The organism is Novosphingobium profundi (assembly GCF_020524485.1).
In the GTDB taxonomy this organism is placed as follows: Bacteria; Pseudomonadota; Alphaproteobacteria; order Sphingomonadales; family Sphingomonadaceae; genus Novosphingobium; species Novosphingobium profundi_A.
Genome location: NZ_JAIVLF010000004.1, coordinates 274,253 through 295,669, shown reverse-complemented (window position 1 = coordinate 295,669; position 21,417 = coordinate 274,253). Strand labels below are relative to the sequence as shown.

General features: G+C 66.6%; 19 protein-coding genes. 14 read left to right on the top strand and 5 right to left on the bottom strand.

The window, feature by feature from the left end:
* The first annotated feature begins 43 nt into the window (after positions 1–43).
* A complete protein-coding gene (locus tag LC060_RS11700; RefSeq protein WP_226635758.1) occupies positions 44–244 on the top strand; it encodes a hypothetical protein in 201 nt (66 codons plus the stop codon).
* A 117-nt stretch (positions 245–361) separates the two neighbouring features.
* Here the strand turns inward: LC060_RS11700 and LC060_RS11695 are convergent, their stop codons facing one another.
* Positions 362–1,240: an alpha/beta fold hydrolase gene (locus tag LC060_RS11695; protein ID WP_226635756.1), complete on the bottom strand. Its 879-nt coding sequence runs from the start codon at positions 1,238–1,240 to the stop codon at positions 362–364.
* Between the two features lie 195 nt (positions 1,241–1,435).
* Between LC060_RS11695 and trxB the strand changes: the two genes are divergently transcribed.
* Positions 1,436–2,407 carry a thioredoxin-disulfide reductase gene (trxB, locus tag LC060_RS11690; protein ID WP_226635754.1) on the top strand — a complete coding sequence of 324 codons (972 nt, stop codon included), beginning with the start codon at positions 1,436–1,438 and terminating at the stop codon, positions 2,405–2,407.
* A 74-nt stretch (positions 2,408–2,481) separates the two neighbouring features.
* Here the strand turns inward: trxB and LC060_RS11685 are convergent, their stop codons facing one another.
* Genes LC060_RS11685 through LC060_RS11670 form a run of 4 tightly spaced genes read right to left on the bottom strand, consistent with a single transcriptional unit; the run spans position 2,482 to position 5,311 of the window.
* Positions 2,482–3,276: a hydrolase 1, exosortase A system-associated gene (locus LC060_RS11685; RefSeq protein WP_226635752.1), complete on the bottom strand. Its 795-nt coding sequence runs from the start codon at positions 3,274–3,276 to the stop codon at positions 2,482–2,484.
* A complete protein-coding gene (locus LC060_RS11680) occupies positions 3,273–3,956 on the bottom strand; it encodes a hypothetical protein (RefSeq protein WP_226635750.1) in 684 nt (227 codons plus the stop codon). The genes LC060_RS11685 and LC060_RS11680 overlap by 4 nt, the downstream gene beginning before the upstream one ends.
* A 19-nt stretch (positions 3,957–3,975) precedes the next feature.
* Positions 3,976–4,239, bottom strand: a complete 264-nt coding sequence (locus LC060_RS11675) for an acyl carrier protein (protein WP_226635748.1) — start codon at positions 4,237–4,239, stop codon at positions 3,976–3,978.
* Between the two features lie 40 nt (positions 4,240–4,279).
* On the bottom strand, positions 4,280–5,311 hold the full coding sequence (locus tag LC060_RS11670; protein ID WP_226635746.1) for a GNAT family N-acetyltransferase: 1,032 nt from the start codon (positions 5,309–5,311) through the stop codon (positions 4,280–4,282).
* Positions 5,312–5,335: 24 nt separating this feature from the next.
* On the opposite strand from LC060_RS11670, the gene LC060_RS11665 reads away from it, so the two are divergent.
* The 12 genes from LC060_RS11665 to LC060_RS11610 all read left to right on the top strand — a co-directional run bounded on the left by LC060_RS11665 (position 5,336) and on the right by LC060_RS11610 (position 21,308).
* Entirely contained in the window at positions 5,336–6,898 is a 1,563-nt protein-coding gene (locus LC060_RS11665; protein ID WP_226635745.1) for an acyl-CoA ligase (AMP-forming), exosortase A system-associated, read from the top strand.
* The gene (locus tag LC060_RS11660) at positions 6,895–8,121 is read left to right on the top strand and encodes a pyridoxal-dependent decarboxylase, exosortase A system-associated (RefSeq protein ID WP_226635743.1); all 1,227 of its coding nucleotides are present in this window, start codon (positions 6,895–6,897) and stop codon (positions 8,119–8,121) included. Before LC060_RS11665 ends, LC060_RS11660 begins: the two co-directional genes overlap by 4 nt.
* Before the next feature lie 180 nt (positions 8,122–8,301).
* The gene (locus LC060_RS11655) at positions 8,302–8,943 is read left to right on the top strand and encodes an XrtA/PEP-CTERM system exopolysaccharide export protein (RefSeq protein WP_148626490.1); all 642 of its coding nucleotides are present in this window, start codon (positions 8,302–8,304) and stop codon (positions 8,941–8,943) included.
* Positions 8,944–8,959: 16 nt separating this feature from the next.
* Positions 8,960–10,480 (top strand): XrtA system polysaccharide chain length determinant, encoded by a 1,521-nt coding sequence (locus LC060_RS11650; protein WP_226635741.1) that lies wholly within the window; start codon positions 8,960–8,962, stop codon positions 10,478–10,480.
* Positions 10,477–11,646, top strand: a complete 1,170-nt coding sequence (locus tag LC060_RS11645) for an AAA family ATPase (RefSeq protein WP_226635739.1) — start codon at positions 10,477–10,479, stop codon at positions 11,644–11,646. The genes LC060_RS11650 and LC060_RS11645 overlap by 4 nt, the downstream gene beginning before the upstream one ends.
* Positions 11,646–13,376 (top strand): preprotein translocase subunit YajC, encoded by a 1,731-nt coding sequence (locus LC060_RS11640; protein WP_226635737.1) that lies wholly within the window; start codon positions 11,646–11,648, stop codon positions 13,374–13,376. Before LC060_RS11645 ends, LC060_RS11640 begins: the two co-directional genes overlap by 1 nt.
* A 20-nt stretch (positions 13,377–13,396) precedes the next feature.
* Positions 13,397–14,680: an XrtA/PEP-CTERM system-associated ATPase gene (locus tag LC060_RS11635; protein WP_226635735.1), complete on the top strand. Its 1,284-nt coding sequence runs from the start codon at positions 13,397–13,399 to the stop codon at positions 14,678–14,680.
* Positions 14,677–15,555: an XrtA system polysaccharide deacetylase gene (locus tag LC060_RS11630; protein ID WP_226635733.1), complete on the top strand. Its 879-nt coding sequence runs from the start codon at positions 14,677–14,679 to the stop codon at positions 15,553–15,555. Before LC060_RS11635 ends, LC060_RS11630 begins: the two co-directional genes overlap by 4 nt.
* Complete coding sequence (locus tag LC060_RS11625) at positions 15,552–16,628, top strand: FemAB family XrtA/PEP-CTERM system-associated protein (RefSeq protein ID WP_226635732.1); 1,077 nt, start codon at positions 15,552–15,554, stop codon at positions 16,626–16,628. Before LC060_RS11630 ends, LC060_RS11625 begins: the two co-directional genes overlap by 4 nt.
* A 5-nt stretch (positions 16,629–16,633) precedes the next feature.
* Positions 16,634–17,848: a TIGR03087 family PEP-CTERM/XrtA system glycosyltransferase gene (locus tag LC060_RS11620; protein ID WP_226636525.1), complete on the top strand. Its 1,215-nt coding sequence runs from the start codon at positions 16,634–16,636 to the stop codon at positions 17,846–17,848.
* 67 nt (positions 17,849–17,915) lie between these two features.
* Positions 17,916–19,400, top strand: coding sequence for an exosortase A (gene xrtA, locus LC060_RS11615; RefSeq protein WP_413465111.1), 1,485 nt, complete (start codon positions 17,916–17,918; stop codon positions 19,398–19,400).
* Positions 19,401–19,412: 12 nt separating this feature from the next.
* Positions 19,413–21,308 carry an XrtA/PEP-CTERM system amidotransferase gene (locus LC060_RS11610; RefSeq protein ID WP_226635728.1) on the top strand — a complete coding sequence of 632 codons (1,896 nt, stop codon included), beginning with the start codon at positions 19,413–19,415 and terminating at the stop codon, positions 21,306–21,308.
* Positions 21,309–21,417 lie beyond the last annotated feature (109 nt).

Here is a 21,417-nt window from a genome sequence, read left to right as displayed (position 1 = left end):
GTTGCCTGCGCGTTACTGCGCCATGGCCCCCGATCGCACCCACGTGTCTGATACTTCCGCTCGCGTGCGCTACAAGGCGCGCGAGGATGAACCGCCGCGCTCTCGTGCGGCGGCGGCCGTCATTCCGGCGGTGCTGTTCGGGCTTGGGCTGGCGATTGCCGCCTTCGCGCTTCCCTTCGGCGGCTCGGCCGTGGCCGGGAATGCCGACGGTGCGGGCGCTTCGTCCCAAGCCTCCCGAAAATAGGCCCGTAGGCCATCGCTTCCAGGGCGCCAATACACGTCCCTCGCGCCGATAAGGCTGCTTATGCGGGGTTGAAAGGCGGGGCCTTCATGCTCGCTTACTACTCCGGGCCGCCGGACATCAGCCTTGCAGGAATGTCCGCACATCCTCGACAAAGCGGCCGAGTTGGTCGTGATGGACCCAGTGCCCGGCGTCCTCGTACTCGATCAGCCGCGCATCGCGAAACAGGTCCATACGCCCGTCCTTGGCGGGGCTCTGTGCAAAGCTCTTGAGGCCTGCCATCAGCAGCACCGGACAGGTGATCTCCCCCCACAAGGCGTGAAGTTCGGGCGTGGTGACATCGATGGTCTGCGCAATCCGGACATAGGGATCGAACTTCCAGCTCCAGCTGCCGTCTTCGTTGCGGCTGGCCCCATGGATGCTGAGATGGCGTGCTTGCGCTTCGCTCAGGAACGGGTTGGCGGCCAACATTCGTTCGAAGGCGGCACGGCGGGTCGTATAGCGGCGTGCCGGGTGCCCGGCAGCCTCACGCTTGCTGGAAATCCAGCTGCGCAGCCGGTCTGCGGGCGATTGCCGCTCCCGGTCGCGGCAGGGCCCCTCGACCGGACGTAGCCCTTCGATGGCGACGAGCTTGGCAACGCGCTCGGGATAGAGCGCGGCAAAACGGGTGGCGATGGCGCCGCCCAGCGAATGGCCCACAATACTGATCTGCGGGTAACCCAGCGTGTGAACAAGTTGCGCCATGTCGAAGACGAAGGCGTCCATCCCATAGTGCCCCTCGCGCGACCAGTCGCTGTCGCCATGTCCGCGCAGGTCCGGGCAGATCACATGCCAGTCCCGGCGCAGTTCCTCGGCCACCCAGTCCCAGCTGCGGCAATGGTCGCGCCCGCCGTGCTGCAGGATCAGTGGGGGCGCGTCGGGATTGCCCCATTCCACGTAATTCAGGCGCAGGCGCTGCGAGACGAAACGGTTGGAAGTAGGGCCAAGTTGGGAGTCCATGAAGGAGAGGTGGCCCGGCCCTGCAGGAAGGTCAACTCCCTCACGCCCGCCTGCGCGCCGGGAAGGGGCGGGCAAGCGCCGATTTAGACAGGCCACGAAATCCTTTCCCGACCCGACTTGGCAAAGGGGTCGGAAAGTTCCTATTTCCCCCGCTCGATATTCGCCCGATTCCCGCATTTCTCCGGAGACCGCCCGATGGCAACCAATCACAAGACCCGCATGCTCATTATCGGTTCGGGGCCTGCCGGCCTTTCCGCCGCGATCTATGGCGCGCGTGCGGGCATGGAGCCGATCGTGGTGCAGGGTCTGCAGCCCGGCGGCCAGCTCACCATCACCACCGATGTGGAAAACTACCCGGGCTTTCGCGAAGTGATCCAGGGCCCCTGGCTCATGCAGGAAATGCAGGCCCAGGCCGAGCACGTGGGCACGCGCATGATGTGGGACACGATCACCGACGTGGATCTCTCGGGCCCGACGTTCGTCGCGACCGGCGACGGCGGCGACACCTATGAGGGCGATACCCTGGTTATCTGCACCGGTGCGCAGGCCAAGTGGCTGGGCGTTCCGGGCGAGCAGGAGCTCTCGGGCAAGGGCGTCTCGGCCTGCGCGACCTGCGACGGGTTCTTCTACCGCGGCAAGAAGGTCGTGGTCATCGGCGGTGGTAATACTGCGGTGGAAGAGGCGCTCTACCTCACCAACCACTCGGACAACGTGACGCTGATCCACCGCCGCGATTCGCTGCGCTGCGAGAAGATCCTGCAGGACCGTCTGGAAGCGAACCCCAAGGTTTCGGTCCTGTGGAACAAGAAGGTCGACCAGTTCCTTGCCGGTGACAATGGCGAACTGCGCGCGCTCGCGCTCACCGACACGGCCACCGGCGCGGCGAGCGAATTCGAGGCGGACGGCGCGTTTGTCGCCATCGGCCACGCGCCTGCGACCGAGCTGTTCAAGGGCAAGCTGGCGATGGACGACACCGGCTACCTGCTTGTCACTCCCGGAACGCCCAAGACCGACGTGGCGGGTGTCTTCGCGGCCGGTGACGTCTGCGACCACACCTACCGTCAGGCCATTACGGCGGCGGGCATGGGCTGCCAGGCTGCGCTCGACGCCGAGCGTTACCTTGCCGAAAAGGAATTCGCGGGCGTGACCGAGACCGTCCAGGGCTGATCGGCTGGGCGCCGCTGCGCGCCCCGCTGCACGCTCTTGCGATAGCGATCTGAAAGCGGGCCGGAAGGCGGGTATTATCCTGCGTTCCGGCCCGTTTCGCGTAAGACCTCCAGGATCTGCGCAAAAAGCCACTCCTGCGCATCGGGCTCGACGTAACTGTGCGAGGCGCCCGAGCAGCGATGGATGCGCGGGTCGGCCTTGTCCCAGCGCGCCAGGAACGTCTGTCCGGTTCGGTCCCGCTCGGCGACGAGAAAGCGGATCGGCCCATGAAAGGTCGCAATCCCGGCTGCAAGTTCGCACACAAGTCTCCCAGCCGCAGGTACCGGACGAAGCGCTGTGATGAGGCTTCGAGCAAGGTCCCCCAGGCGGACCTTGCCCGATAGCAGGCGTCGGATCGCGGCGGGATCGGCCAGGCGGCCGCGGTAGTGTGCGCGGGTTGCTTCGGGCGAGGGCGTTGCCTCGTCCTCCCCCTCGATGGTCCAGGGGTTGGAAAGGACCAGGGCGTCGCAGCCTTGCCCGCGCGTCAGCATGAGCGCAGCGGCCCCATCGCAATTGCCGAAGGCGACGATGCGAATGACCTGCGGGCACTGCGTACGCAGGGCCTGGAGTGCGGCGGCGATGTCCGGGCCACTCGTGCGAAAGCCGCCGTTGGTTCCCTCGCTATCGCCCACGCCGCGCCGGTCGAAGCGCACGACGGGATACCCGGCCTCAGCAATCCGGGTGGCAAGCGCGGCCTGCCCATCCCAGGCCCCGGCGCGCGTCTCGTTGCCGCCGCTCACGATCAGGAGCGCGGTGGTGTCGTCCGCGATGTCGAGCGTTCCGGCCAGGCGCTGCTCTGCGCATGGGAACAGGATGGGCCGCCGGGTCATGGCCGGGCGCTCCGTTCCACCCACTCGGCGACGGCGCGCGTAAGCGTGTCGGCCTGCTCCGGGCTCTCGCCAGGCTCGGCGCGCAGCCAGAGGCCCGCGCCGCCGATCTGCGATTGGGGAAGGTCTTGCGCGTCGCCGCGCAGTTCGGTCTGTTCGAGGTCGCTGAAAAGGCACGCGCCGATGCGATAGCCGTTGAGGTTAAGGCCCTGGGTGCGGGCCAGCTCTTCCAAGTCCGCGCGCGTTTCCGTGCGGCCCGCCTCGCGCGCGGACAGAAGGCGTGCGCGCAGCATCTGACGCAGGATCGCAGCGCCTGTGACCGGGGCATAATGGAGTGCGGGGAGGGTGCAGGGCGTAACCAGCGCGCCGCCGCGAAGGCCAAGGACGTGCGTGGCGCCAAAGTGCACAGCGCAGGCCTCCATGGCTCCGCGCCAGCTTGCAAGGTTCTGCGCCTCCAGCGGAGCCAGGCTCTCGTTGCAGCCGGGAAGGTCGGGCATCACGCTGGTGATGGTGTGGCGGGCAGCAAGACGGCGCTGGACCTCGACCGTCAGACGGCGCAGGCGGTTGCCCTCATCGAAAAGCGCCGGGACGATCAGCAGGCGATGCGGCCCTGTGCCTTCGAAGGCGAGCGCGTGGGCGGGCTCTCTCGGAAATGTCGGGTCGGGCCAGGGGATATAATCCATGTGTGCCCGCCCGGTCCTGTCAGCCTTGCGCGGTCTTGGCCGAGACGAAGGCACGAAGAGCGCCGTAGGTCTCGAGCATCTCGCCGTCGACGTCCTCATCCTCGATCAGGATGTCGAAACGGTCCTCGATCTCGGTGAGGAGGCTCGCGACCGCCATCGAATCGAGTTCGGGAAGGTGCCCGAAAAGGCCGGTCTCGGCCTCGAAGGTGGCGGTCTGTTCGGGTGCGAGGCCGAGCACGTCGGTGAGAATCGCGCGCAAGGTCTGGTCGGTTGTATCTGCCATGGCCCTCTCGAAAACAGGCATATCTATCTCCCGCGGGCGTCTAGCCGCGCTTGAAGCGTGCGGCAAGGTGACGCGCGGCGACGCGGCGCACCAGATGAGGCAGGTTGGCCAGCGCGCCGGGGCGCAGCGCCTCGATGCGATAGCGTGGGCGCACGGCGTTCATCCAGTCGCGCTTGTAGGCATCATCGCCTGTCCCGAAGTCGACAAGGGCCACCTTGTCAGTGTCGAGCGCGTGGCGAAAAAGCGCGGCGGTGAGCACGGAGCCCGGCGACAGCGCGCGGGCGCTCTCACGATGGGCGAGCTTGTGGATGAAGGCGGTGTTGCCCTCGACGCTCCACATCTGTGCCGCGATGGCGGGGCCAGTCGGGTTGGCGGCGTCATGGGCAAGTCCGAGGCGGAGGCGTCCGGCCGCACCTTCGGCCTCGGCAAAGGCGCGCAGGAAAGCAGGCGCGCCTTCTTCGCCTTTCCAGCTTTGCGCGTAGATCGCTTCGTATTGCGCCCAGGCTTCGGCGTCGAAATACGTGAGGATCTTGGTGTGGACCTTGCCGCTCTTGCGCTTGAGGGTCGTGTGCAAGGGGCCGGGGAGCGTCGCGTGGTAGGTTGCGAAATCGCGCCCGCGCACCTCTAGCGCGTGGTTGGTGTCGCACGGCTCGCAGAATACCCACCATCCGGCCGCGCGGAAGGCCTGGGCAAGGGCGCGGGCGCTCCCATCCTCGTCCGGAACCTTGTCGAGCGTGATCCGGCGGGTGAGGGGGGGGAGCGCCTTGGCAAGCGGGACCAGCAGCTTCGGATCGCCGCGCATGATCGGGCGAAACCGGAACGTGTACCAGTTGGCGAGCGCGACAAGGTGCCCCGGCGCGGCCTCGTGCAGGGCGAGCAGCGCCTCACCCGCCTCGCTGCGGGCCCCGTGGAGCGTGCCGGAAAGGCCGCAATGGCGCTCCAGCGCCTGCCACCACCACAGCCGGTCGAAGGGCGCGCGCGCCTCTTCACAAAGCAGGGTATCGAGGCGCGTGCCGGGTTGGACTTCCCGCAGCGGCTGGTGGTAGATCGAGGCATTAACCGAAATGTTCATGATTTGCGGGTCAATTCCATCGCCATGCGTTCCACGCTCTCACCCCCGTTGCCGGTCCCGGCGCGCCCTGTCGACCATGTCATCGAGATCGGGGAGGCGTCCGCCAAGGCCCTTGTGCTGCGCGAAACGGAGCTGGACTACAAGACCTTAAGATTGCGTGTCGGGCGTCTGGCCGCCTGGCTGGCGCGCGAGGTGTCCGAGCCGGGCGCGCGGGTCGCAACCTGGGCGGCGAAGGGCGAACTGGCCTGCCTCATGCCGCTTGCCGCCGCGCGCGCCGGGCTCGTCCATGTGCCGGTGAACCCGCTTTTGAAGCACGCGCAGGTCGCGCATATTCTGAGTGACAGTGGTGCCGCGCTGCTGCTGGCGACGCCAAGCCGCCTGGCGACCCTCCACGAAGGTGACGTGCCCGAAGGCTGCCGCTGCATCGAAGAGGCCGACGCGCTGGCGCAGGCTGCGCAAATGGATGCGCCTCTGCCTCCTTCGGCTGCCGACCCGGCGGACCTTGCCGCCATTCTCTACACCAGCGGCTCGACCGGACGGCCCAAGGGCGTGATGCTGAGCCATGCAAACCTGTGGCTGGGCGCCGAGAGTGTGGCGCAGTACACGCAGCTCAGTGCGCAGGATCGCACCCTGGCCGTCCTCCCGCTTGCCTTCGATTACGGCCAGAACCAGCTCTTTTCGACCTGGGTGGCCGGGGGCTGCGTCGTCCCGCTCGACTATCTTCTGCCCCGCGATCTGGTGAAAGCCGTGGCGCGCCACCGGATCACGACACTGGCCGCCGTGCCTCCGCTCTGGGTGCAGGTGTGCGAGCTCGACTGGCCCGCCGATACGGCCGCGCATCTGCGCCGCCTGACCAACAGCGGCGGTGCGCTGACCCCGGACCTCGTGGCCCGCTTGCGCGGCCTTTTCCCAGAAGCTCGCCTTTACGCGATGTACGGGCTGACCGAGGCGTTTCGTTCGACCTATCTCGATCCGGCGTTGATCGACGAGCGTCCCACCTCGATGGGCAAGGCTGTGCCCCATGCCGAGATCCTGGTCATCAACGATGCCGGTGAGATCGCGGCGGATGACGAGGAGGGCGAACTGGTCCATTGCGGTCCGCTGGTTGGGCAGGGCTACTGGCAGGACCCCGCGCGCACAGCCGAGCGCTACCGTCCGGCCCCATCGGCCTCGCACTATGGCGGCATCGCGGTGTGGTCGGGCGACCGGGTGCGGCGCGATGCGCAAGGCTTCCTTTATTTCGTGGGAAGGCGCGATGCGATGATCAAGAGCGCGGGCAACCGCATCAGCCCTCAGGAAGTCGAGGATGCGGCGCTTGCTAGCGGGCTCGTGGCCGAGGCGGTCGCGCTGGGCGTTCCCGATGCGCGGCTGGGGCAGGCAGTCCACCTTGTCGTCAGGGCCGCCATGGACGCGCCCGATGCGCAGGCACGCCTGCCGCGCGAACTGATGAAGGAACTCCCCAATTTCATGCAGCCCAAGGTCATTCACTGGCGCAGCACCCTGCCCACGGGGCCCAATGGCAAGATCGACCGGGCAGGCCTTGCCGCCGAAATTCGTGCAAGTGTGACCGGCGAGGTGCCGGCATGAAGCCGCTGGGTCCCATCCCTGCAGGGTTCGAGGCCATTGCCGGTGTGCTCGCCGTTGCCGGAAAGCCCGTGACGCACTGGGTCGAGGAAGCCGGGGATACCCCGCTTTTCCTCTACAGCGCAGAGCGTATCCGTGCGCGCATCGCCCAGCTGCGCGCGGCCATGCCCGAGCGCCTCGCGCTGCATTATGCGGTCAAGGCCAATCCGTTCGGTCCTGTGCTTTCGCTGATGCACGGGCTGGTCGATGGCTTCGACATCGCCTCGGGCGGCGAACTGCGCGAACTCCTGGCCTGCGGCGTCCTGGGGTCAGAGATCAGCTTCGCCGGGCCCGGCAAGCGTGACCGCGAACTGGAGGCGGCCATCGTCCACGGTGTCACGCTCAACCTGGAGTCTGAGGGCGAGGCGGCCCGCGCGCTCGCGCTTGGCCAGAAGCTGGGCCTGCGCCCGCGCCTTGCCGTGCGGGTCAATCCCGACTTTGACCTCAAGGGCTCAGGCATGAAGATGGGCGGCGGCGCCAAGCCCTTCGGCATCGATGCGCAGCGCGTTCCGGCCCTGGTGCGCCGCCTGCTGGAGGCGGGCGCGGACTGGCGCGGCTTTCACATATTTGCAGGCAGCCAGGCGCTGGATGCCGGCGCGATTGCCGAAACGCAGAGGCAAGCGCTCGATCTTGCCGCGCGGCTGGCCGAGGAGGTGGGCGAAGCGCCCCCGCACTGCAACCTAGGCGGCGGCCTTGGCATTCCCTATTTCGGTCCGGACCGTCCGGTGGATCTGGCGGCTGTCGGCGGGGCTCTGGCGCAGCGTTTCGAGCAGCTTCCCGATATCCTGAAAGAGACGCGCTTCTGCATGGAGCTTGGGCGCTACCTGGTGGGCGAGGCCGGGGTCTACCTCACCCGGGTGCTCGATCGCAAAACGAGCCATGGTGAAACTTTTCTCGTGACCGATGGCGGGCTGCACCACCAGTTGGCCGCCTCGGGCAACTTCGGGACAGTCGTGCGGCGCAACTACCCGGTCGCCATTGCCACGCGTTTCGACGCGGCGGTCGAGGAAGAGGCCTCAATCGTCGGGTGCCTGTGCACGCCGCTCGACAAGCTGGCGGAAAAGGGCGGTTTCCCGCGCGCAGACGTGGGTGATCTCGTCGCGGTCTTCTGCGCGGGCGCCTATGGTGCAAGCGCGAGCCCGGCCTCGTTCCTGGGGCAGGGGCCTGCCTTGGAGCGGCTTGTCTGACAACGATTGCAGGAAGAGGTGGATGATTGTCCCATTTCGGGACTGAGGCTAGAGTTAGTGCGTAAGGCTAACGCAATGTTCACCCTTTTTGCCCATAGGGCGAAGTGGAATTTGCCCGAACCTTAACTTGCGTAACTCACGGTCGCAGGAGAGGCATAACGGGGTCAGAGGGAAGAAGACATGCGGTTTGATCGCCTTGCCACACTCGTGTCCGGATGCGCACTGGCCAGCCTTGCGCTGTCGGGCTGCGCCACGACCAGCGCGCCCGAACTGCCGCCAGCGACGTTCGTGGCGATGCAGGAAGGGCCGGGTGAGGAGTACATCATCGGGCCGCTCGACGATCTGACCGTCTTCGTGTGGCGTAACCCGGAACTGGGCGCCAAGGTTCAGGTGCGGCCGGACGGGCGCATCACCACGCCGCTCATCACCGACATGCCTGCCGTGGGCAAGACCCCCGCGATGCTGGCCGAGGACATCCGCCTGCAGCTCTCGCAGTATATCGAGGACCCGCTCGTCTCGGTGATCGTCAACAGCTTCTCGGGCACCTTCAGCCAGCAGATCCGCGTGGTCGGTGCGACCGAGAAGCCCGCCTCGATCCCCTACCGCGCGAACATGACGCTGCTCGACGCGATGATCGCGGTGGGCGGACTGTCGGAGTACGCGGCGGGCAACCGCGCGCGCCTGATCCGCTTCGACAAGACCAGCGGCAAGCAGAAGGAATACAAGCTGCGCCTCTCCGACCTGCTCAAGGAAGGGGACAGCAAGGCGAACGTGATGCTCTCGCCGGGCGATGTCATCATCATCCCCGAGAGTATGTTCTGAAGGTCAGGGCGCAGCCATGAACACGCTGTATGAAGAACTGCTCGCAGCGATGCACAGCGTCTGGCACCGGCGCTGGATCGCGTTGGCCTGCGCCTGGGCGATCTGCCTGGTGGGGTGGCTGGCCGTGGCCCTGATCCCCAATTCGTACGAATCGCGTGCGCGTATCTTCATTCAGCTTGACGATGCCCTCGCCGAACAGGTGGGCATCGGTGTGGCCGACAAGAAGCGCGACATCGAGCGCATCCGCCAGACGCTGACGAGCGCGGTGAACCTGGAAAAAGTGGTGCGCGCGACGCGCCTTGGCGACACTATCGAGGATCCCAAGGCGATGGAGGCCGCGGTCCTGGCGCTGGGCAAGAACGTCTCGGTCGTGGCGCAGCAGGACAACCTCTTCGAGATCCGGGCGACGGCCAGCAATGGGTCGTTCTCCGATGCCGAGAACGCGAAGCTGGCCCAGAATGTCGCGCAGAAGCTGATCGACATCTTCCGCGAGGAGAACCTTTCGGGAAATCGCGGCGAGATGGCCGAGAGCCTCCAGTTCCTCAACCAGCAGCTCAAGCAGCGCGAGAGCGAGCTCGAATCGGCCGAGAACAAGCGCTCTACCTTTGAAGCGCAGCACCCCGAGCTGGCACAGGGCGGCGCCCTCAACAACCAGCGGCTCGAAGCGGCGCGTTCGCAGCTGCGCGGGGTCGAGGCCGATCTTGCCGCCGCGCAAAGCGCGCTTGCCGCGATCAATGGCCAGATCGCAAGCACGCCGCGCACGATGCCGGGCGGCAGCGCCGGGTCAGCCAGCGCGGCGCTGGCGAAGGCGCAGTCCGACCTCGCCTCGATGCGGGGACGCGGCCTTACCGAAAACCACCCCGACGTCATTGCCGCGCGCAACCAGGTCAATGCCTTGAAGGGCGCGGCGGCGGCCGAGAGCGACAGCGGCGCAGGGATGCCCAACCCGGCGTACGCCTCGCTGGTCTCGATCCGTGCCGAACGCATGGCCAATGTGCAGGCGCTGGTCGCGCGCAAGGCCGCGTTGCAGTCCGACGTTGCCACGATGACCGCGAATGCCATTGCCAATCCCGAACTTGCAGCGGAGGCCAACCGCATCGCGCGTGACTACGATGTGCTGCGCCAGCAATACGACAAGCTCCTGCGGGACCGCGAGGAACTGCGCATTCGCGGGGAGGTGAAGACCGAGCGTGAAGCGGTGAAGTTCGAGGTCGTCGATCCGCCCACGACCCCGCGTGCACCCGTCGCGCCCAACCGTCCAATACTGCTGATCGGCGTGCTGATTGTAGGTGTCGGCGGAGGCTGTGCGGCGGCCTTCGCGCTGAGCAAGGTGCGTTCGGTCTTCGCGACCACCGCGGGTCTGGAACGCGCCACGGGTCTTCCCGTGCTGGGCGCGATCTCGCAGAACCTGACCGAAGGCGCGCGTGCGCTGCGGCGGCGCAGGCTCAAGTATTTCTATGGCGCGACGGCGGCGCTCGGCGGTCTTCTCGTGGTGCTGCTCGTGGTGGAATTCGTCCAGCGGGGCATGGTCGCATGAGCGGGGAAGGCAAGATGAGCGAACCGGAGAAGATCCCCGCTGAGGACACGACGCCGGAGGACGCGAGCACGGCATCTGAGGAGAACGCGGCGCAGGTGCCGGGCAACTCTGAAAGTGAAAGTCCCTCGCTGATCGAGCGTGCCGCGCGTCGTTTCGATTTCGGCAGCTTCATCGCGCGTCCGGATCCGCTTCCCGCCGATGTTTCGGCGAAGGCTGCGGCGAGTGGTAAGGCGCGCCGGATCGTGCGCAACGACAACGCGGCAAAGCCAGCCGGAGAGCCTGAACAGGCCGCGTCGCAACCGGCCAGCGCCGCATCGCATCCCCGCCGCCGGGCGAGTGACTTTGCGCCTGCACCCGCCGATCCCGCGCCCGTCGCGCCGGTATCAGTGGAGCCGGTCCCGGAGGTGGTCGAGGAGCCGGTGGTCTTTTCCGGGACGCGCCACCCCATCGACCGCGATTCCCTGGCCGAGCATGGCCTGATCGTGCCCGAAGGGGCGGTGACGGCGCTTCTCGAAGAGTTCCGCATCGTCAAACGGCAGGTGCTGCCCCAGGCGGCGGAACTGCGTCGCAAGAAGGCGGGGCCCGCCGCGCAGCGGGTGCTCATCAGTTCGCCGCATCCGGGCGAAGGCAAGACCTATTGCGCCCTCAATCTCGCGCTTTCCATCGCGGCGGAGAAAGAGAGCGAGGTGCTCCTCGTCGATGCCGATTTCGCCAAGCCCTCGGTCCTCTCGATGCTGGGCCTGCCCGGTGGGCGCGGTCTGATGGACGCGCTGATGGACGAGACGCTCGATGTGGCCGACTGCGTGCTGGGAACCGACATTCCGGGCCTGTGGGTTCTGCCTGCAGGCGAGGACACCAATACCGACAGCGAGTATCTGTCGAGTTCGCGCACGAAGCGTGTGCTCGACCGCCTGACGCAAGGCGCCCCGCAGCGCATCGTCATCTTCGATTCGCCGCCCGCGCTGGCCGCTTCGCCTGCCGCCGAACTGGCCAAGCATGTCGGACAGGCCATTGTCATCGTGCGGGCGGACCGGACCGGGCAGGGGGCTCTTGACGATGCGATCAAGCTGCTGGATGGCTGCTCGAACGTGCAGCTCCTTCTGAACGGCGCGCAATTCAGCCCAAGCGGCCGCCGCTTCGGGTCCTATTATGGATACAAGGATTGATGCGCGGCCATTCCCTTTTGACCTATGCAGGCCTGGGGTTCGTCCTTGCCTGTGTGTCCGGGGCTTGTCCCGGCAGCGCCGCCGCGCAAACCCTGGGCTATGGCGGGCTTGGCGATGAGGACGCAGCCGATCCCGGTGCCACGTCGGGCAACGGAGCTTCGGGTGCCGGTCCTTCGGGCGACGCGCAGGGCGAGAAGGCCACGGACGGACGCCGCGTGGAAATACGCCCCTACATCGAACTGGACCAGATCGTCAGCGCCCAGCTTTCGCCGGGCAGCGACGTCCTGACTTATACCCAGGCCGCAGTTGGCGTCGACGCCGGGCTCCAGGGGCGGCGCACCGGTCTTTCGCTGTCGGCGCGCTATGCCCGCCAGATCGGTTGGGGGGATGCGCGCGACAGCGATATCCTGAGCGGTGTCGCGCGCGGCTACGCGACAGTGACGCCGGGCCTGACGCTTGAGGCGGGCGGCCTTGCCACGCAATCGAGCTTTTCGGGTGGATCGGCGCGCTATTTGGGCGGGGACGACCGGCGCACGGTCTATTCGGTCTACGCCGGGCCGACCCTTTCCACGCGCGCGGGTGCCGTGGATGTTCAGGGCAGCTACCGCGCGGGCTATTCGCGGGTGGAGCAGGGCAACGCCTTCCTGCCAACGCCGGACGGCGAGCGCGTCACGCGCAGCGAGGACAGCGTGGTGCAGTCGGTCGAGCTTCAGGCGGGCGTCAAGCCGGGCACGGTGCTTCCTGTCGGCCTTGCCGTGGCCGGGAGCGCCTACCAGGAGGATATCTCCGTTCTCGACCAGCGCGTGCGCGACATGCAGGCGCGCGCGATGGTAACCTTGCCGGTGAGCCGGACCGTACAGGTCGTCGGCGCCATCGGGTACGAGGATGTCGAGATTTCGAACCGCGACGCGGCCACCGATGCCGAGGATCGCCCCTTGATCGGGCGCGACGGGCAGTACGTGACCGACAAGAGTTCGCCTCGCCAGCTGTCCTACGATGTCTCGGGCATCCTGTGGGACGTCGCCGTGATGTGGCGGCCGAGCCGACGTACGTCGTTCTCGGCGCATGTGGGGCGCCGTTACGGCTCCACCACCTTCGGTGGCCAGCTTGCCTACTCGCCCGATGACCGCAAGACGCTCAGCGTTTCGGTCTACGACAACCTGGCTGGCTTCGGGGGGCAGATCAACCGCGCGCTCAACGACCTTCCGACCGATTTCGAGGCGGTGCGCGATCCGGTGACGGGCGATCTGGTGGGCTGCGTCAATTCGCTGGAGGGCAGCAACTGTCTTCCCGGCGTCCTGGGTTCGCTGCGCGCTTCGGCCTTCCGCGCGCGCGGCATCGCAGCCAGTTACACGATGCAGATTGGCCGCTTGAGCGCAGGGATCGGGCTTGGCTATGACCGGCGCAAGTATATCGCCGCGCAGGGGACCATCCTTGCCAGCGCCGATGGCATGGTCGACGAGAACACGTGGGCCTCGCTCTACCTGTCGGGGCCGCTGGGCCGTAACGCGGGCTGGTCGACGAATGGCTACGTCAACTGGATCAAATCGACCGACACCGCATTCGGCGATGTCACGACCTATGGTCTGGCCGCGTCCTATTACCACATGATCACGCCGCGCCTGCGCGGTACTCTGGCCGTGTCGGTCGATGGTTCGAGCTATGACCTCGACACGGTGCGCGACTACTGGTCGCTGACAGGCCTTGCCGGCCTTCGCTACAACTTCTGACTTCGAGGGAGGAGTTCACGATGTTCGATGATTTCTACGGGCTCGAAGCCAGACCCTTCCAGCTGACGCCCGACCCGGCGTTCTATTTCGAGAGCGTGACGCACCGCAAGGCGCTCTCCTACCTGGGATATGGCCTCGCGCAGGGGGAGGGCTTCGTCGCCATCACCGGCGAGGTCGGCTCGGGCAAGTCGACGCTCGTCGCCTACCTCATGGCCACGATCGATCCGGGCCGGATGACCGCGGCCAACGTGGTGACCAGCGCGCTCGATGGCGAAGAGATCGTCCATGTCGTCGCGCGGGCCTTCGGGGTCGAGGTCGACGGGCACGACAAGGCTTCCGCGCTTGGCGCGATCGAGGCCTTCCTCCACGAGGAAGCGCGTGCGGGGCGCCGTTCGCTGCTGATCGTGGACGAGGCGCAGAACCTCTCGATCACCGCGCTCGAAGAGCTGCGGATGCTTTCGAACTTCCAGCTGGGGTCGCACCCGCTGCTCCAGACGCTGCTGCTGGGCCAGCCCGAATTTCGCACCACGCTGATGGAAAGCGACCGGCTGGAGCAGTTGCGCCAGCGCGTTATCGCAACCCACCACCTGACCGCGATGCAACCCAAGGAAGTCCAGGCCTACATCGAACATCGCCTCACCTGCGTGGGGTGGGACGGCAATCCCAGCTTCGATCAGCGCGTCTTTTCCGGCATCTACGAGGCGACGGGCGGTGTCCCGCGCCGGATCAACCAGGTCGCCAACCGCCTCTTGCTGCTCGGATCGGTCGAGCAGCGCACGCGGATCGACAGCGCCATGCTCACGCAGGTGCTGGACGAAATGAAGCACGACGGCACCATCGGTCATGGCCACGAGGGCGAAGAGGCTCGAACGGCGCACCACCATCCCGACCATTCGCTCGACAACGGGGTGCCCGCTTCGGTCGCGATCGCGCACGATGCTGCGTTTGCGTCGGAGGAAGATGGGAAGAGTGCGACACGAGCGAACCACGCGGCGATCGATGCGCCCGCCGCCATTGCCCTGATCGAAAGCGCGTTGGCGGATCGCGACGCCCAGATTTGCGAGCTTCAGCAGGCGGTCGTGGAACTCGCCAACAAGGCTGAGGCCCATGAGGCACAGGCTCTTGAAGCGGAGGATCCTTCCGCCGAACTCGTGGGCCATCTCGAGGCGCAACTGGCCGAAGCGCATGAGCGAACGGCGGCGCTGGAAGCTCGCCTCGACGAACAGGAGCGGACCTTGCGCCATGTCCTGACCATGCTGATCGAATGGGTCGAGGGCGGCGGAGACCAGCGCAGCGCGGCATGAGCGGGGCAGGGCCAAAGGCCATCATCAACGGCCTCTCGGTCGACGTCGAGGACTGGTTCCAGGTCGGGGCGTTCGAGAACGTGATCGCGCGCAGCGACTGGGATCGCCTGCCCTTGCGGGTGGAGCGCAACTGCGAGGCCGTGCTCGACCTGTTTGCCGAGGCAGGCGTGACCGGAACCTTCTTCACGCTGGGCTGGATCGCCGAGCGCGCGCCCGCAATGATGCGCCGGATCGCCGAGGCCGGGCATGAGATCGCCAGCCATGGCTGGGCGCACGAACGCGTGTTTCGCCTGGGGGCAGACGCCTTTCGCGAAGATCTGGCGCGCAGTCGCAAGGTTCTGGAGGATGTGAGCGGCGCGTCCGTGCAGGGGTACCGCGCGCCCAGCTTTTCCATCGATGCGCGGACCCCCTGGGCCTACGAGGTCCTGGCCGAGGCCGGATATGCCTACAGTTCGAGCGTGGCGCCCGTGGTGCACGATCACTATGGCTGGCGCGAGGCGCCGCGCTTTGCTTTCCACCCCATTGCGGGCAGCGATCTTGTCGAAATTCCCGTGACCACCGCCGAAGTCGGTACGCGGCGCTTGGCGGCTGGTGGAGGCGGGTTCTTCCGTGTTCTTCCCTATGCCTTCACGCGCTGGGCGATCCGCCAGGTCAACGCCGAGGGGCGCCCGGCGGTCTTCTATTTCCACCCTTGGGAGATCGATCCCGACCAGCCCCGCGTCGAGGGGGCCCCGCTGCGCTCGCGGCTGCGCCACTACACCAACCTTCACCGTATGGCGGGAAAGCTGCAGAGCTTGACGGCCGAATTCCGCTGGGGCCGGATGGACGTCCTGGTCGATGCCGAGCGCCAGCGCGCCGTGAGACTGGCGGCGTGAACGCGCCCTTTGCCCCGGTCGGCACACAGGTGCGTCTGGCGGACCTTTCCGACCGGAGCGAACGGGCGCGTATCGACGACTTCGTGCAGGCCCATCCGCAAGGCACACCCTTTCATCGTCCGGCCTGGTTCTGCACCGTGGCTGAAGCGACGGGCAACACGGCGCTGGCTCTGGTCGCCGAGCGGGCGGGCGCACTTTCGGGCCTTCTTCCACTCGACTGCATCTCCTCGCCGATCTTCGGACGCGTGCTCGCCTCGAGTGGCTTCGCGGTGGACGGCGGGCTTCTGCTTCACGAAGGAGCTGATCCGCAGGCGTTCTTCGACGCCGCACGCGAACTGGCCGGGCGCTTGTCCTGTCCAACGGTGGAACTGCGCGGAGGCCTGCTTCCCCCAGCGGGAGAGGGCTGGGCGCTTCAGGACGGCTCCCACTGCACCTTCGCGCGCCCTCTCGCCACGGACGACGAGAGCGAGCTAAAGGCGATCCCGCGCAAGCAGCGCGCCGAAGTGCGCAAGAGCCTCTCGGCCGATCTGGAGGTCCATGTAGGTCGGGGCGAGGACGCGCTTGCCGAGCATTACCGCGTCTTTTGCGAAAGCTATCGAAACCTGGGCACCCCGGTTTTCCCGCGCAAGCTGCTGGGCGCCGTGCTCCGGGCCTTTGGCGAGGACGCCGACATCCTGACCGTGCGCCATGAAGGGCAGGCGGTCGCCAGCGTGCTGAGCCTCTATCACAAGGGCACCGTCATGCCCTATTGGGGCGGCGGGACCTGGGCGGCACGGCGGCTGCGCGCGAACGAGCGCATGTATTTCGAGCTCATGCTCCACGCCCGGCACCGGGGCATGCACAGCTTCGACTTCGGTCGCTCCAAGACCGACAGCGGCGCCTACCACTACAAGCGCAACTGGGGCTTCGAGCCGCGCGCGTTGACCTACGCCAGTTGGACCGCACCGGGGGCCGCGATGCGCGATATGAACCCGCAAAGCGCGAAACGGGCGCTGCAGGTGCGGCTGTGGCAGCGCCTGCCGCTGGGCATTGCCAATCGCCTTGGGCCCCTGATCGCACGCGGGATCGGTTAGGCATGATGCGCGGCGAGATCCTTTTCCTGGCCCATCGCTTGCCGTTTCCGCCCGACCGGGGGGACAAGATCCGCTCGCACCATGTGCTGAAGGCGCTGGCGCGGCTTGGTCCTGTTCATGTTGCAACCTTTGCCGACGATCCGGCCGATTGGGACCACGAGAAAGAGCTGGCCGGCCTTGCGGCGAGCCATTGCCTTTTGCCTCGCACAAAGAGCGTTCCGCGCGCGGCGCTGGAAGCTCTGGCGCTTGGCGTTCCGGTCAGTCTGCGCGCGTTTCACGATCCGCGCCTGGCCGCCTATGTTGATCGCGTCCTGGCCCACGCGAACATCGCGGTCATCTTCGTCTTTTCCGGCCAGATGGCGCACTATGTCCCGGATGGCTTCGCCGGACGCGTGGTGACCGATCTTGTCGATGTCGATTCCGCCAAGTTCGAAGCCTATGCCCAGGACCACAAGGGCCCGCGCCGATGGATGGAAAGGCGCGAAGGCCGTCTCCTCGCGGGCGAAGAGGCGCGAATTGTCGCGCGCAGCGATGCCACGCTGCTGGTCAGCGAGGCTGAAGCCGAGCTTCTGCGCGCACGCTTGCCGCAGTCCTCCTCGCGCGTGGCGGCCGTGGGCAACGGGATCGATGCACAGACCTTCGCGCCGGATGCGGTGGAGCCTGAGCCCCGAATGCGCGCAGCAGGCTTCCCGCGGCTCGTGTTTACCGGGCAGATGGATTACGCCCCCAACATTGCCGCAGTCGAGCGCGCCGCGCGCCAGATCCTGCCGCGTGTGCAGGAGCATTTCCCGCAGGCAAGTCTCCACATCGTGGGCCGCAATCCCACGCGCGAGGTGCAGGCGTTGGCACAGGAAGAGGGCGTCACGGTCTGGGGCCGGGTTCCCGATGTCCGCCCCTTTCTGGAAGCGTCGGATATGGCGCTGGTGCCGCTGTCCATCGCGCGGGGTGTTCAGAACAAGGTGTTGGAAGCCATGGCGATGGCGCGCCCGGTGGTCCTGACATCGGGCGCGGCCACCGGCATCCCCGCGTGCGAAGGGGTGGATTTTCGCGTGGGAGACACCGACGAGGACCTTGCCGCGGCCATCGTCCACCTCGCCACTCATGCAGACATCGGGCGGGAGATGGGCATGGCCGCGCGGGCTTGGGTCTGCCGGCACGCCAGTTGGGAGGCCGCTCTTTCCGGCCTTGCGGGGCTCTGCGGGGTGTCCGGCGATGCCTAACGCCGCATTTCCCACGGCCTTGCGTGATTTGCCCGCGCGCATTCCGCAGGCTTGGCGCACACCGCTGATGACACTGGTCGTCGCCTGGCTCGTGTTGCTGGTTGGATTTGCAAGCGATTGGGCCGCCATGGCCCGGCAGTGGTGGGACATCTCGACCTACAACCACATGTTGCTGATCCCACTGGTCGAGATGTGGCTTGTCTGGCAGCGCCGCAGCCAGCTGGCGCGCCTCGCTCCCGCCGCCTGGTGGCCGGGCCTGATATTGGTCGCAGGCGCGGCATTTGTGTGGTTGCTGGGCGGCGTGTCGGGCCTGGACCTCGCGCGCCAGGCGGGCGTCGTCGCTCTACTCGGAGCCTTCGTCCCTCTGCTGCTCGGGCCCCGTGTGGGCATGGCCCTGTGCTTTCCGCTCTTCTATCTCGTGTTCATGGTGCCCTTCGGGGAAGAACTGGTGAAGCCGCTCCAGATGGTCACGGCCGAGATCACCATTGCCCTGACCCGCGCGAGCGGCATTCCCGCCGTGATCGAAGGGGTCTTCATCGACACACCAGCAGGCCTCTTCAAGGTAGCCGAGGCCTGCTCGGGCGTGAAATTCCTGATCGCGATGGTGGCCTTTGGCGTCCTTGCCGCCAACGTCTGCTTCGTGCGCTGGGGGCGGCGCCTTGCCTTGCTGGCCGCATGTGTGGTCGTGCCGATCCTGGCCAACGGGCTGCGCGCCTGGGGGACGATCTACGCCGCCCAGCACGTGGGGATAGAGGTCGCGGCGGGATTCGATCACATCGTCTATGGCTGGATCTTCTTCGCGGTGGTCCTGGGGCTGGTCATCGCCGGGGCCTGGTGCTTCTTTGATCGGCCCTTGGATGCCCCCATGGTCGACCTTGAAAAGCTCGCGCGCAGCCCTGTTCTGGCAAAGCTGGAAGCCATCGGACGCGGCAGGAGCATCATCGCGGTATTAGCCTTGTGCGTTCTGCTCATGGGGGTGAATGCCTGGGCCTGGAGCGCAGACCGGCTGGCCGCGCCTTTGCCAGCCCGGATCGCCTTGCCCGAAGTCACAGGCTGGCACCGGGTTCCTTATACCCCTGAAGTCTGGTGGGAACCACGCGCGCAAGGGGCAGATCACCGGCTACTGGGACGCTACGCGGACGGGAAGGGCGGGACCGTCGATGTTTTCATCGCGCTTTATTCGGGCCAGGGCGAAGGCCGTGAGGCCGGTGGCTTCGGGCAAGGCGCGGTGATGCCCGACAGCCCCTGGGCCTGGGCGGCACCGGCGACGGCTCCCCAGGGTGGCCACGGCGAACGCCTGGTTGCGCATGGCCAGTTCGAACGCCTGGCGATGACCTGGTACCGCAATGGCGATCTCCTTTCGGGGAGCAATGCCCGGCTCAAGCTTGCCGTCATCGAGGATCAGCTCGTCCTGCGGGCACAGCCCACGGTCACGCTCATCCTCTCCGCCGAAGAGGGGGAGGGCGAACGGGCCCAGCAGAGGATCGGACATTTCCTGGAGGCGACCGGCGATCTGTCCCTTTGGATGGACGCCGTGGCCGGGCTGAGATAGGGCACATCCGCCATGTGTGGAATTGTGGGCATATATCATTTGGATACACCCAAGCCGGTCGATCCGGCGCGGGTGGCGGGCATGTGCGATGCGCTGGCGCATCGTGGCCCCGATGGCGAAGGTGTCTGGACGGCGCCGGGGGTAGGGCTTGGGCATCGCCGCCTTTCGATCATCGATCTCGCCGGTTCGCCCCAACCGATGGCCTCGAGCGATGGCCGGGCAGTTCTGGTCTTCAACGGCGAAATATACAATTTCCGCGAACTTCGCCGCGAACTGGCGGCGGGCGGGGTGCATTTTCGCACCGATGGCGACAGCGAGGTGATCCTTGCGGCCTGGCAGCGTTGGGGCACGGACTGCCTGCAGCATCTGCAGGGCATGTTCGCCTTCGCGATATACGACCTGGAGGCGCGCAGCCTGTTCCTCGCGCGAGACCGTCTGGGCGTCAAACCACTGTTCTACACTACTTTGAGCGATGGCAGCGTTATCTTCGGGTCCGAACTCAAAGCCCTGCTGGCCCATCCGCTGCTCCGGCGTGAGGCGGATCCGCTGGCGGTCGAGGACTACATGACCTGGGGCTACGTGCCCGATCACCGCGCGATCCTGAAGAACGTGCACAAGCTGGCGGCTGGCCATTTCCTCCACCTGCGCCACGGCAAGCCCCTGCCTGTGCCGAGCAAGTGGTGGGACGTGAGCTTTGCCGGGCGTCGCTCCGGACGCCGCGCCGTGCTGGAAGAGGAACTTCATGCGCTTTTGCAGGAGGCGGTCCGCTCGCGCATGGTGGCGGACGTGCCGCTGGGAGCGTTCCTGTCCGGGGGTGTCGACAGTTCCAGCGTGGTCGCCTTCATGGCCAAAGCAAGCGCGCAGCCCGTGCGCACCTGCTCGATAGGCTTTGATGTCGCGGGGCTCGACGAGACTGCCTACGCGCAGAAGATCGCCCAGCGTTTTGGAACCGATCATGTCACGCGGCGCGTCTCACCCGATGATTTCGAGGCGGTGGAAGCTTTGGCGGGCATGTTCGATGAGCCCTTCGCCGATGCCTCCGCGCTTCCGACCTGGCGGGTCTGCCAGCTTGCCCGTGAGCATGTCTCGGTGGCCCTGTCGGGCGACGGAGCGGACGAAGCCCTGGCAGGATATCGCCGCCATGTCTTCCAGAGTGCGGAAGATAGGGTGCGCGGTACGATTCCTGCGTCCGCGCGGGCCGCGGTGTTCGGCAGGCTCGGCGCGCTCTATCCCAAGGCCGATTGGGCGCCGCGTCCCTTGCGGGCGAAGTCGACCCTGCTGGCTCTGGCGGGCGACAGTGCACAAGGTTATGCACGGGCCTTGGCCTACGCCACGCCCGAAGTGCGCGAGCGGCTGTATTCCACCGATTTCCAGCGACTGCGCGGCGATTACCGCGCCGAGCAGCCGCTCGAGGCGCTGATGCGCGAGGCACCGGCGCGCTCGGGACTGGACCGTGCCCAGTACGCCGATCTCAAGTTCTGGCTACCGGGCGATATCCTGACCAAGATTGACCGGACGAGCATGGCGGTCGGCCTCGAGGCGCGCGAACCGCTGCTCGATCATCGCCTCGTCGAGTTTGCCGCCTGCTTGCCGGAAAGCCTCAGGGTGCGAGGACGCCAGGGCAAGTGGCTGATGAAGAAGGCGATGCAGCGCCATCTTCCCGAGGACATCCTCTATCGCCCCAAGCAGGGTTTCGTAACGCCTATTGCGCAATGGTTCCGGGGGCCACTTCAGGACGCGGCACGGGAAATCGCACATGGAAAGGGGCTCGCCGCCACAGGCTGGTTCGACCAGCGCCACCTGGGCCATCTCGTGGAGGAGCATGTGGCCGGCCGGAGCGACCACGCGCGCTTGCTCTGGCAGCTGCTTATGCTTGAGCGTTCGTTTACCACGTTGGGATTGGTCTGAACTGGCTTGAATTCGGGCGTTTCCGGCTTTCTGCAAAGCTGTGCAGCAAAGTTAAGATTAACTACACATATTCTTAGGAAGTTGCCCTTAAGAGGGTAGGACGAAACGT